At 42.6% G+C, this 13,268-nt stretch carries 9 protein-coding genes; 2 read left to right on the top strand and 7 right to left on the bottom strand.

Annotation, left to right across the window (positions count from 1 at the left end):
• Positions 1 to 105: 105 nt before the first annotated feature.
• Positions 106 to 2,865: a DNA polymerase I gene (gene polA / locus CF596_RS10595; protein WP_096902427.1), complete on the bottom strand. Its 2,760-nt coding sequence runs from the start codon at positions 2,863 to 2,865 to the stop codon at positions 106 to 108.
• Between the two features lie 182 nt (positions 2,866 to 3,047).
• Between polA and CF596_RS10590 the strand changes: the two genes are divergently transcribed.
• Positions 3,048 to 6,059, top strand: coding sequence for a DUF2339 domain-containing protein (locus CF596_RS10590; RefSeq protein ID WP_096902426.1), 3,012 nt, complete (start codon positions 3,048 to 3,050; stop codon positions 6,057 to 6,059).
• 48 nt (positions 6,060 to 6,107) lie between these two features.
• Here CF596_RS10590 and CF596_RS10585 read toward each other — a convergent pair whose 3' ends face one another.
• The gene (locus CF596_RS10585; protein WP_096902425.1) at positions 6,108 to 7,031 is read right to left on the bottom strand and encodes a mechanosensitive ion channel family protein; all 924 of its coding nucleotides are present in this window, start codon (positions 7,029 to 7,031) and stop codon (positions 6,108 to 6,110) included.
• Positions 7,032 to 7,040: 9 nt separating this feature from the next.
• Positions 7,041 to 7,862 carry a hypothetical protein gene (locus CF596_RS10580; protein WP_004975182.1) on the bottom strand — a complete coding sequence of 274 codons (822 nt, stop codon included), beginning with the start codon at positions 7,860 to 7,862 and terminating at the stop codon, positions 7,041 to 7,043.
• 102 nt (positions 7,863 to 7,964) lie between these two features.
• Here CF596_RS10580 and gspE point away from each other — a divergent pair, with 102 nt between their 5' ends.
• Positions 7,965 to 9,452 carry a type II secretion system ATPase GspE gene (gene gspE, locus CF596_RS10575; protein ID WP_004975184.1) on the top strand — a complete coding sequence of 496 codons (1,488 nt, stop codon included), beginning with the start codon at positions 7,965 to 7,967 and terminating at the stop codon, positions 9,450 to 9,452.
• 80 nt (positions 9,453 to 9,532) lie between these two features.
• Here the strand turns inward: gspE and CF596_RS10570 are convergent, their stop codons facing one another.
• The 4 genes from CF596_RS10570 to CF596_RS10555 form a co-directional block, all read right to left on the bottom strand.
• A complete protein-coding gene (locus tag CF596_RS10570; RefSeq protein ID WP_004975186.1) occupies positions 9,533 to 10,357 on the bottom strand; it encodes a carbon-nitrogen hydrolase family protein in 825 nt (274 codons plus the stop codon).
• A gap of 21 nt (positions 10,358 to 10,378) precedes the next feature.
• Complete coding sequence (gene gigB / locus CF596_RS10565; protein ID WP_004975187.1) at positions 10,379 to 10,906, bottom strand: anti-anti-sigma factor GigB; 528 nt, start codon at positions 10,904 to 10,906, stop codon at positions 10,379 to 10,381.
• A gap of 113 nt (positions 10,907 to 11,019) precedes the next feature.
• On the bottom strand, positions 11,020 to 11,988 hold the full coding sequence (gigA, locus tag CF596_RS10560; protein ID WP_096902424.1) for an RsbU family protein phosphatase GigA: 969 nt from the start codon (positions 11,986 to 11,988) through the stop codon (positions 11,020 to 11,022).
• A gap of 101 nt (positions 11,989 to 12,089) precedes the next feature.
• Positions 12,090 to 13,013, bottom strand: coding sequence for a VacJ family lipoprotein (locus CF596_RS10555; protein ID WP_096902423.1), 924 nt, complete (start codon positions 13,011 to 13,013; stop codon positions 12,090 to 12,092).
• Between the last annotated feature and the right edge of the window lie 255 nt (positions 13,014 to 13,268).

The following is a 13,268-nucleotide window of genomic DNA, read 5'->3' as shown; positions in this document are numbered from 1 at the left end:
AAGTTTGGGCTGACGACCTTAATGAGTCTTCAGAAATACAAATAACCTGCATCCTGACCTCCTTCTAGGCGAAGGAAGGTGCTGAAAAAAGAGAGCGCAACGACTTTAGTGCGCTTCATCCCAGTTATTGCCTTTTCCGACTTCCACCACCAATGGTACAGAAATTTCCACCACAGATTGCATGACTTCTGCCAACTTCGGCGCGAGTTCATCTGCCGCATCTGCATCGACTTCAAATACCAATTCATCGTGTACTTGCAGCAACATTTTGGCTTGCGCTTGCGGTAACATTTTGTCGACTTCAATCATCGCCATTTTAATAATATCAGCTGCAGAGCCTTGTAATGGCGCGTTAATTGCCGCACGTTCTGCCGCTTTACGTACCATCATATTACGTGCAGCAATATCTGGCGTATAGAGGCGACGACCTAAAATAGTTTCTACAAAACCTTGTTCTAGCGCGACTTGGCGGGTACGTTGCATATATTCATAAATGCCTGGATAACGCTGGAAGTATTGCTTGATGTAGTTTTGTGATTCTTCACGGGTAAACCCAAGCTGACGAATTAAGCCAAATTCCGACATGCCGTAGAGCAGACCGAAGTTTACAGCTTTGGCCTGACGACGCTGATCTGAGGTTACGTCTTCTAAGGCAATACCCAAGACTTCTGCCGCAGTACGGCGGTGCACGTCTTGTCCATGGTTAAAGGCATCGAGTAGGGCATCATCTTGTGAAAAATGTGCCATTAAACGCAATTCGATTTGCGAGTAGTCGGCTGCCAACAACACGCGACCTTCAGGTGCGACAAAGGCTTTACGAATTTGACGACCAATTTCGGTACGAATTGGAATGTTTTGTAAGTTTGGATCGGTTGAAGATAAACGCCCTGTTGCAGTCAAAGCTTGGTGATAACTGGTATGCACTCGATGCGTATCGTTGTTGGCTTGTTTCAGTAAGCCATCGGTATAGGTGCTTTTGAGTTTAGATAAACCACGGTAGTCTAAAATTAAACTACTGATCGGATGCTCAATTTTTTCCAAAACACTTTCACTGGTACTGTATTGACCTGTTGCGGTTTTCTTGCCGCCTTTGAGTCCGAGTTTATCAAACAGGATTTCGCCCACTTGTTTCGGTGAGCTGACATTAAAGTTTTCACCTGCCAATTCTACAATTTGGTTTTCCAAATCTTGCATGGTTTGGGAAAAATCGACACCCAATTGATCTAAAAATTTCAGATCAAGCTGAATGCCATTTTCTTCCATACTGGTCAGCACACGCGCCACAGGCATTTCGATGTTGTGCAAAATATTGACCAATTCAGGATGCTTTTGTAGCTTCGCAGACAGCACTTCATATAAACGATACGTAACATGCGCATCTTCTGCAGCGTAGTGCGCAGCCGTTTCAATTTCAATTTGATTGAAAGTTTTTTGCTTGACGCCTTTGCCTGCAATTTGCTCATAAGATGTGGTCAGGTGGCTTAAATATAAGCGTGCCACATCATCCATGCCGTGACGGGTTGCGACAGAGTTAAGCACATAAGATGCCAACATGGTATCGAAATACCAACCTTGTAAATGAATACCGTGATTTTCAAGCACATGCGCATCATATTTTAAATGATGCCCAATTTTATCCACCGCATTATTTTCTAAAATAGGTTTGATTTGTGCCAAAACCTGATCACGGTTGAGCTGCTGTGGTGCGCCCTCATAATCATGCGCCAAAGGTACGTAATAGGCATCTTTGGCATCGAACGCGATAGAAAAACCAACAATTTCTGCAACGCGATAATCCAGACTGGTGGTTTCTGTATCAAAGGCAAAATGCTGTGCAGTTTGCAAGCGTTGCAGCAAAGCATCCCAATGCGCCTGATCTAAAATGGTGTGGTATGTTGCTGCACCGAGTTGATCATCAACACTGCTTTGCGTGGCTTGATCTTCAGTTTCAATTTCATTGGCTGTCGGTGCGGCGACTGTTTTTGCAGCTTGTTTATAATTGCTGTTATTTGGATTATTTGGATGATCGAGCGATTGTAATTGATTACGGAATTCTAGCTCGGTATATAAATTGCGTAAGGCTTCAACATTAGGGTCTTGTAGTTTTAGATCGGCATAACCAAAGTTCAGATCAAGGTCACAAACAATGCTGGCGAGTTGATGATCTAGCGCGATGCCATCGGCATTGTCTTTAATATTTTGTCCGACTTTGCCTTTAATATGATCGACATTTTCTAAAATCGCACCAATCGAGCCATATTCGGTCAGTAGTTTTGCAGCAGTTTTGGCGCCAATGCCGGGCACGCCCATAATACCATCGGAAGCATCACCCATGAGGGTCAGATAATCAATAATTTGATGCGGCCATACGCCAAACTTGTCAAATACAGCCTGAATATCCATTGGCTTTTCTTTGAAGCTGTCTTCAAGGGTAACTTTTTCAGTCACCAACTGCGCCATGTCTTTATCGCCCGTAGAAATCAGTACTTGCTGTCCTTCGGCTTCGGCACGTTTGGCTAAAGTTCCAATAATATCATCGGCTTCTGCGCCTGGTAGCATGTAAAGTGGAATACCCAAAGCACGAATTAAAGCATGTAAGTATGGAATTTGCTGAGAAAGTTCCTCAGGCATACTTGGGCGGTCACCTTTATAAATTGGCGATAGTTCGTGACGGAAAGTCGGCTCAGGCGTATCAAAAATTACCGCCATGTGAGTAGGCTGAGTACGACGCATCAACTTTTGAATCGCAGAGATCGCGCCACGAATAGCATTGGTATGTAAACCAGTTGACGTGGTTAATGGTGGTAGTGCGTGAAAGGCACGAAATAGAAAATATGAGCCATCGACCAAGACAAATGGTGGCATGGATTGATTCCTTCTGCAAATAAGCAGTTTATTGTACGTGATTTTTGCAGTTGTCGCAGAAACTGATTTTTAAGGCAAGTGTTGCAGACGCACAGTTACCGAATTGCTGATGAATCCTGATTCAGAATCGTGCTGTCTGTTGTATGATCGGAGCCATGACAATATCAATAAAATGAAGAGCAATGCAGACAGGGCAGAATGAAATTCGAATCATTTGGTTCATGCTATTAATCATAATTTCAATTGGCGCATGGTGGCTCGGTGTGCCGATGCTGAGTTATATCTGTGCAGTTGCTGCGGTGGTCAGCGTGATGTTTTTTGTGGGACGAGTGCAGAACTCACTGGAACAGGTTGTGGATGCACAGTCACAAGTACAACGCCAAAGCTCTAAAACTCCTTTATATATCGCCGCTTTTATTGCTTTTTTAGGAATATTGCTGGATTGGTATTTACTGACATCTATTGCTTTAAGTGCATGGATTTTTATGTTGTTGCGATGGTTGCAGCGTTTGGAGCAAGGACTGTATCAATTACAGCAATTACAAAGTGCCGCTAAGCTTCAGGCGCATGCTCAAAAGAGCTATCCTCAAAAGACCAATGCTCAAGAGAAAAAGGTTCAAACGCAATTCGCAGAGCATATTTTAGCCAATACATCTGAAGTTGATGCAAGTCTTTCATCAGTTAAGGCAAATGTGGATGATGGTGTTATATCAACCGCTTCTCAACCTGATACCATCGCTATTCAATCTGATTCCACATTATCGAGCGAGCCGAATTCTGTTCGGGAACAAGCAGCTCAAGTTTCTTATCCATATCAAGACCAAGAGTATCTACATCAAGAATATTCAGCTCCAGATTTAGCCAAATCCTCAAGGTCTGTTGCACCTTTTGCAACTCAGTCGCGCTCATCAAGTAACAGTTTATTGCAACAAGCTCAATCATGGCTGATACATGGTAATCCTGTATTAAAAGCAGCAATTGTAGTGTTACTCATAGGCGTGGTGTTACTGCTACGTTTTGTTACTGAACATTGGCAATTTAGTTTGGCAGTGAAACTTTTGTTCGTTGCTGGCGTGAGTGCAGCAGTGACAGTATTCGGTTATCTGTTACGCAACAAAAATCGCAGCTTTGCTTTGGGTGTGCAAGGTTTGGGGTTGGCTGGGCTGTGTCTGACCTTATTTTTTGCCTATTACAATTTGGTCATTCCAAATTTAGCTATCGCCAGTCTGTGTTTTATTGTGGTGATGTTGCTCACGCTCTGGCTGAGTTTAAAACAACAATCAGTCGAACTTGCCCTCATGGCAATGCTGATTGCGTATTTCGCACCGTTTACTTTACCTGTTCGTAATGCAACAGCCATTGAATTTATTGCCTATTATTTGCTGATTAATATTTCGGTTGCCATTTTAAGTAGTTTACGTCCGTGGAAATATTTAAATCAAATTGCGTTTTTAATGACGGTTGTGGTGGGTGGCAGCTATGCCTTTTATCATGGTTATATCTTTGAACGGCAGGTGCTAACGCTTTTAGTTTTGGCGCATGCGGCTATTTTTATTTGGTTGGGTTTTCGCTTTAGTCAGCTTTTGGCACAGGAAGATGTCGCCACGTTTCAGCTGAAACCTATTTTAGACCTTGCCTTGATTTTTGGCGCACCCATTGTCGGTTATGCCTGTTTATATCTGATGTATTTTGAAGAAACAGCAGAGCAGGCAGCCTTTAGTTTGTTATTTGCGGTGGTTTTTGCAGGTTTGTATTGGCTGACCAAACAGCATCGGCAGACACAATTTATTGCACAAAGTTATTTCAGTTTGATGCTGATTTTTAGTGTGTTGATTCCACCTATTTTACTGCCTGAACAATGGAGTGTCATTGGTTGGGCATTACAAGGCGTGGCTGTGTTTATTTTTGCCTTTATTCAATATTCTAAAATTAGCCGTTATTTGGCACTAGGTTTGTTTGCCGTAGCGGGCTTATCTGGGCTGTATTATTTAGTAGAGTTGCCTTATTTCGAGCGCAGTATTTATTGGGTACTGAGCCTAAGTTATGCCACAGTTGTGGTGTTTTCCAACAGCCGTGCAGCTTTCAGACAACAACTGAGCACAGCAACCACGAGCGTACTGTGTTTAATGATGTTGTCTGCAACCAGTTTATGGCTATGGTTAGGTTTAGATTACTTTGATGGAGAACTTGCAACCGTACAGACGCTTTTGGCGGTGGTGGTCATCTATTTACTCATCAACGAAGTACTACTTTCTCGTAAGGCGACATGGTCATGGTTATTGCCCAAATGGTTAGGTTTAACGCCTGTTTCACTCACTGCAGCAGGATTATTATTCAGCCGTAGCTATGATGGAGCGGTACATTGGGTTTCGGGCACTGAACGTCTGCTCTTTGCCTTGTTTGCAGGCGTGCTGTGTGTGTTGTGGTTACGTCCTTTATGGACTGTTCGTAGCGACAAAGAATGGGTGAGTTTAGGGCTGTTACCCATTTTGGCAATGGCGAGTTTAACGCTGTTACCACAGCATCCGTATAGCAGTGTGGTGATTTTACCGCTATTCTTTGCGGCGTGGTGTTGGTGGCAACAACCAGATTCAGATTGGCGCAAGTTTTGGTATGCGCGTAGCAATTTAATCTTTATGTTGATGTGGATGCTATGTTCACAACTTTTGACTGAACAAGCATTTTACGGCTATGTACTGCCTATTTTGAATCCATTTGATTTGGTCAGTATAGCCATGTTGGTCGCTATTTTGTGGATGCTGAATCTACAACGCAAAACCAATTTAGATCAAGGCTTGGCTGCGGTAATTATGGTCTTGAGTTTACTGTGGCTAAGTAGTTATGTGCTATTACGCGCCTTACATCTGTATTTGGGAACGCCAATCAACGAGATTGTTGTTTGGCAAGATGCAACTGTGCAGCTCAGTTTGACCTTGCTTTGGGTGAGTTTGGCTTGTATCGCCATGTGGATTGCCAGTCTGAAACAATTACGTGCCTTGTGGATTTTAGGCAGCAGTATTTTGGTGATTGTGACCTTAAAATTGGTGCTTTTAGATTTATCTAATATTGGAACTTTAATGCGCGTGCTGTCATTCTTTGCTGCAGGTTTAGGTATGCTACTGATTGCATATATCGCCCCAATTCCTGAGCCAGATCTCGCAAAAAACAACACTTCGCCGTCTTCCAAAGCTTGAGCAGATCCTCAAGTTTAGTTAGAGGCAAAGTGTCGAAGACTGAAACGATTACTTTAAGTCAGGTTCTCGTTTCAGTGCTTGGGCATTGGCATATTGATCAAGTTCTTCATTATTTAAAGGGCGCGATAAAGGATGATCAACAAAACCCATTTTGGGTACAGGAATTTCGATTTGGTTGTCTAGGAAACCATTACGGATACGTTCCTGCATTTCATCACGTACCTTTAAAAAGTTTTCTTGCTGACACCACACCGCAAACAACAATTCAATTGAAGATTCACGGAAAGCTGTAACTGTCACCGCGGGTTTAGGGTCAGACAGCACGAGCGGATATTGATTGGCGACACTGAGCAACACTTCACGCACTTTAATAATATCTTCGTGAAAATTAATCGCGAGGGTAATGGGCACACGTCGGATTGGAAACTTGGACAAGTTATGCACGGGTGCACGAATCAATTGTTCATTGGGTAAACGCACATAAATATTGTCTTGGGTCAGCAATTTAACTGAAAGTAAGTCAATTGAGATCACTTCACCTTCAATGGTGTGTCCGCGAATCAGGGTGATTTGAATGGTATCGCCCACTTCAAAAGAACCTTCGCCAATCAGGAACATACCACTAATTAAATTGGATGCCGAGGTTTGTGAGGCAAAACCCAAAGCCACGGTTAAAATACCCGCTGCACCTAAAAACACGCTGAGTTTAAAGCCTGCTTCTTTCAGGCTCGCCATCACAAACAGCAGGAAAATAAAGTAAAAAATCCCGCGTCGCCAAACTAAGCGTTGATGCGCATTAAAACGTGCGCCAATAGTGCGTACAAAAGTATTGGAAACAAAACGTGCAATTAAGAAACCAATCAAAGACAATACAATTGCGACCAAAATTTCGGTCAGACGATCTGTATTGATACTGGTAAAAATTCCTTTGAGGCTGTTGGTGATTTCTTTGGAAATATTGGAATCTGCCATAACATCCTCTTAGAAAAATGAATCAAACATATTAAATAAAGCACCTGCCGTTTCACGCGGTGGTTGCAAATAGGTCACTTCACCTGCATGTGGCGGGGTGCGATTTTCAATCCGAATTCGTGGCGGGCGGTCTAAACCTTCATGCATCACTTTAATTTGTGAAGTCCATAAACGACCTGTACTTTCGCTGAAAAATAAAGGCAGCGCAGGCACAGGCACATTCATTCGGTCAAAACGCAATTGTTGATTGCTGGTGTTGTGAAATTCAATCGGCGTGACGGCACGAAATGCACGTGGTTTTAATTGATGTAATTCGGTACGGCCATCGACTGCTGTGGCATAGCAAATTTCACCTGTACGATGATTGGGGCCAAACCAAGTATCTTTCGGGCGAATAATCGGCAAATCAAAAATGGGTTCACGTTGACCATCGACAAAGGCAGACATCCACAACGGTGTGCTGATATACAAGGTGCCGCGTTGCCCCGCAGGAATATAAATTGGATCGACAGGTTTAATCACCACTGAACGGTCTGCCAAACGAGGCATGAGCTGTAATTTACTTTGTGTAGATTTGAACATATAGCGTTCAATTTTCACAGGTTGTGGAAAGGCAAATTCAGGATCATCAATGTTATGCCATTGCTGTTCATAATCGTATTGAACCTGCGGGCGATAATATTCCAAACGCCATTCTTGCATACCACGGGTCAAACGTACTAAGAGTGAGCCAAATTGCCACGTTTTAGGACGATTGAGCTCAAACTCATAGTCACCCCACCATTTTAATTTAGCCGAATCAGTTTCTGAAATCTCATGATTTTGTGACAATGGCCTATCCCTTTCTTGATAAATCAGCGAAAACAGACTTCACGCTGTCATACGCTTAGAGTACACTCAAATTAAATTTTTTCATCATTATTATAATCGCTGATGCAAGTACTGAAACAATTACAAATACCGTATAGCTTTGCCAAACGCCATGGGGTGTTAATTCGTTATGAGGGCGATCATGCCTTTATTGTACGTCGTGAAAATACGCCGATGCTTGCCATTCAGGAGGCGCGTCGTTTTTTGGGGCATCCTGCACAGCATCAACTTTGTAGCGATCAGGAATTTCACCAATTATTAAGCAGCAGTTTTGCAGGTGATACAGGCGAGTCGCAGCAAGTCGCTGCGGGATTGGAAGATCACCCTGACTTGCTTAGTTTGGCAGATTCAGTTCCTGAAGCAGAAGACCTGATGGATCAGGAAGATGATGCACCGATTGTACGTTTAATCAATGCTTTACTGTCTGAAGCGATTCGGGTTGGCGCATCGGATATTCATATCGAATCTTTTGAGAAAAAACTGTCAGTCCGTTTGCGGGTCGATGGTCAGTTGCGTGAAATCGTGCAACCGCGCCGTGAACTTGCGCCTTTATTGGTGTCACGTATTAAAGTCATGGCAAAACTGGATATTGCCGAAAAACGTATCCCTCAAGATGGTCGTATTTCGCTCAGACTAGCAGGTCGTGAGGTCGATGTACGTGTGTCAACGCTGCCATCTTCGCATGGTGAGCGGGTGGTAATGCGTTTGCTGGATAAGCAAGCAGGTCGTTTAAACATGACGCACTTGGGGCTGATGCAAAATGATTATGAGCGCTTAAAGCAACTGGTACATCGACCACACGGGATTATTTTGGTTACAGGGCCGACAGGTTCGGGTAAAACTACGACCTTATATGCAGCTTTGTCAGACCTGAATGACGGTTCTAAAAATATTTTGACTGCAGAAGACCCGATTGAATATCAACTTGAAGGGATTGGGCAAACACAGGTCAATACCAAAGTGGATATGACCTTCGCTCGTGCTTTAAAAGCCATGCTGCGCCAAGACCCAGATGTGGTGATGGTGGGGGAGATTCGTGACTTAGAAACCGCCGAAATTGCAGTGCAGGCTTCCTTAACTGGTCACTTGGTACTGTCTACCCTACATACCAATACGGCCATTGGTGCAGTCACCCGTTTAAAAGATATGGGCATCGAGCCGTTCTTGCTGTCAAGTTCATTAATTGGGGTGATCGCGCAGCGTTTAGTGCGCACCTTATGTTCGCACTGCGCCACATGGCATGCTGCAGATGACTTTGAACAAGAACTCTTTAAAAGTGTGACCGATGCAAGCGATTTAAAACTTCCGCAACCGAAAGGCTGTGAACATTGCTCACATACAGGTTTTACTGGGCGGACTGCAATTTATGAAATTGTCCCTGTGGATGAAGCAATGCGCCGTTTGATTCATGGCAATGCCGCGGAATATGAACTGGAAGATTATGCACGACAGCAATCAGGTTCGATTCGTGAAGATGGATTGCGTAAGGTATTGGCAGGTAAAACCACTTTGGAAGAAGTGCTGCGCGTGACCAATGAAGCGGCTGAATAGCTAAAAAGTAAGGTTAAGATAAGAAATACAAAGAGTTGATCACTATATTGTTGATCAACCCTTTTTATTGAAATTCAATTTTAAAATTGCAATAAACGACGATGCTGCATTAACGGCATCGACTCTCGAATTTTGCTTTGTTCATCTAAATCAAAGGGCACTGTAATCAGTTGCGTACCTTCGTCTTGCACCATTGACAATAACTGTCCGCGTGAATTGGCAGCGCCTGAATGTCCCCAAGTCTGACGTTTTTCACCATGCCAACCTTGTTGGGCTGCACCTAAAACCTGACATTGACTGTCCATGCCACGCGCCTGCAAGAGCAATTGCCAATGCATTTGACCTGTGGTGTAAGTAAAAGCCGATGGCGCAGTTAAAATATTGGCGCCTTGCGCACGTAAAGTTAAGGCCAATTCAGGAAAGCGCAAGTCATAACACACCATTAAGCCAATGTTGCCAAACGGTGTTTTCGCCACAACGACTTCAGAGCCGGGTTCAAAAAACTTAGATTCCTGATAACCACCAACAGAGTCACCAACTTGCACATCAAACAAATGAATTTTGTCATAACGTGCTTCAGTTTTTTCTGGGCTAATACATAAACTGACCGTACGCACACGACCATCTGCAATTGTTGAACCATCAGGGCGATATGGGCAGGGCAATGTACCCGCCACAATCCAGATTTGATATTGATGTGCAAGCTGTTCCAAACGCTGTTGAATACTTTCAAACTGTGCCGCGGTTTCGCATTGTTTGCCTGCTGCAAAGCAAACAAAGTTTTCTGGAAAAACGATCAGTTCTGCACCATCGGCTTTACTTTGTTGAATCAATGTTTCAATGATTTTGAAGTTTTCCTCAATATCATTTTGTGAGTTCATTTGAGCAACAGAAAGTAAAGTCATCAAAGCATTCCTGAGTGAAGATCAAGCGTTCTGCTGATTTTGCTCAGCACATTGATCGAGATTATCTTGTTCTTTTTGTAGCTGTTTCACCAAAGGTTCGAACATATTTTGGTTGTTTTCATTCAGCTTCATGAGGGTTTTATGGGCATCTAATACCGTAGTGAGCATATTGCTATGCGTGACGTGTTCTTCTACCAGCTCACGCGTGCAGACAGTTGGGTCACCACAGTAATTTAAAATCACAAACACCTGTCCTAAGCCCATGCTATTGGCGAGCGTAGTAATGTCTGGATTAGTAGATAGCATAACTGCTTGAATGTTATGGATTTGTTTCAGTTTTAAGCCTAGCTTAGCCAATACACCTAAAACTGTACTGTCAATAAATGTAGTTTGGGTTAAATCTACAATTGCACCCACCACATTAGATTGCTGTTCAATTTTACTGAGTAGTTTGTCTAGACTAATACAAGATTGGGCACGCACTTCGCCAAAAAGCTTAAAGATATGCGTTCCATTCAAACTTGCATATTCAACATGACCTGTTGACATATAAATGCCATTTGCAGAGAAGGATTAGATAATTATCCCATAGCGACTATATAGACTCAAGTGGCTTACAGTCGTATATCTTGGGTTGAGAAGTTAACTGGCTGATTTATTGGTTATTTTGTTCGACACAAACTCAAGATCGCAATATCATCTGCTACATGATCGGGGGCTTGGAATGATTGATTTTGCAAGTGAAAGACCAATTGTTCAAACTGTTCATTCAAACCACCACTATAAGGTTCTAACGCACCATCGGAGCAGATAATAAACCGCGCCTGTTTATTTAATACGCACTCAAATTCCTCAACTTCTAAATCTTCAGTCAGCCCCAAAGGAAAACTACTGGTATTTAAAATTTTAGGTGCTTGATTGGGTTCGATAATAATGGCAGGTGGATAATGCCCCGCACTCGACCAACGCAGTTCGTGGGTTTCAATATTTAAAATCCCACTAATCATGGTGATATGCTTTTCAATATTTTCTTGAACCAACATGCCATTCAGCTTCTTAATCAGTTCGCGTGGTGTTTTGGAGCGACCATGAAATGCAGCCATCCAAGACGTTAGTAAACTACTAGTTACACCATGCCCAGAGACATCGGCTAAATAGAACATGATTTCTTTATCACTGATTTTCCAGTAATCAAACCAATCGCCCGACAAATAAGCCGAAGGCTTAAATAAAGTATCTACACGGTAGTTGCACAGTTCGATAGGATTGGGCAGTAATTTTTTTTGTAGTTCAGCAGCTGAAGGTAAGTCGCGGCTGTCTTGATTGCGTTTATATTGTGCGTCTATTTTGCGTAAGGCTTGTGGTGGATTTTCTGGTAAACGACTCCACAACCAACCTGCTAAAGCGCCTTGTTCCCATGCTTGCACCAATGCTGTGCCTTCATCTTCAAAGGCCAATACAATCGTGGGTAAATTCCATTGATGTGTTAAATAATCTTGCACATCGGCAATTGCAATAATGGTTGGGTCATACAAGCTGATGTCATCTATGTGAATCATTTGCACACTAGGAAGTGTGTCGAGCACCTGTTCTAGATATGGAATATCACGTGTGGGTTGAATGAAATACATAGAGTTTTGTGTTGACCCTGAACCTAAACAAAGCGTTACTATAACAATGCCTGAATACTCAAGGAAAGTAAAAACTCACCTTGAGTAAAATGTTTTACAAATTATTCTTTGCTTTCTTCAGGCGGGTTTATTTCTTCTTGATCATCAAAAAGTTCTTCGCTTTCATCATCTACAAAAGAAATACTATCTGCATCGAGTCCTTTCTTTTCCGCAATTTCAAAGTTTTTACGTTGCAAGTAAATATCCCGAATCGCGGCATATTTATCGCCCTGTAATACTTGTTCTACATCTAGGAGTTGCGAGCGCGTATCTAGGCCGCGCATAACTTGCTCCGACCAATATAAACGGTCATTGCCATCTAAAATGTATTTTTGTGGACGTGCCTGACCATCTACAAGTGTGCCGAAACCATCACGGAAAGTACTTGGGCCGTAAATTGGTAGCATGACATAAGGCCCTGAAGGGACACCGTAGTAGCCCAAGGTTGTACCAAATTTTTCTTCTTCCGTGTCTAAACCTAAACGACGTGCAGGGTCAGCCATGCCTAAAGTAGTAATCGTATTTAAACTAAAACGACCTAAAGTTTTTGCGGCACGTAAAGGGCGGCCTTGAATCAATTGGTTAACCGCATTCCAAGGTTCGCCCAAGTTTTTTCGGAATTGACGATATGACCCGCGCACTTCACCAGGGACTTTCTTTGTATATTGAACCGCAAGTGGACGCGCGATATTACGATCTAACATATCGTTGAATGCATAAATCTGACGGTTCAAAGGTTGCAGTGGGTCTTTGACTTCATCGGGTTGTGCAGCATTTGCATTCACTTTTAAATCTTTGGCTTTTACATTTTTTAATTCTTTAAGCGCATTCAAACGACTACTTTTAGTTTCAGAAGATGAATCTGCCGCAATAACTTCAGTAGTTTCTTCTTGAGCAACTTCTTCAGTAGAAGGCATTGTCGCATGTGTTGAGGTGATGAATCCTAAAGAAACAAGGCACACCCAAAGATATTTTTGTTGATACATAAAGAATCCTAGCGCTTAAATCTGAGTAAGCAAAAGCTGTTATATCGCCGATGGGTATATAGTAACAGTTAATTGAAACGATGTATTAAAGCAAATTTGCTCAAAATGTGTGTAGAAAAAGCAAAAATGAACAAAAAATAAACACCCGATATATTTCCTTTGAAAAAAGTCTTGCAAGGTAAAATATTTGCCCTATAATGCACATCCATCGGCGGTGATGAAGATTAAAACTTCTGATAAAACAATGACTTGGTT

The sequence above is a fragment of the Acinetobacter sp. YT-02 genome (assembly GCF_002412355.1).
In the GTDB taxonomy this organism is placed as follows: Bacteria; Pseudomonadota; Gammaproteobacteria; order Pseudomonadales; family Moraxellaceae; genus Acinetobacter; species Acinetobacter towneri.
Note: the sequence above shows the minus strand (reverse complement) of the source record. Positions and strands in the feature narration are given on the sequence as shown.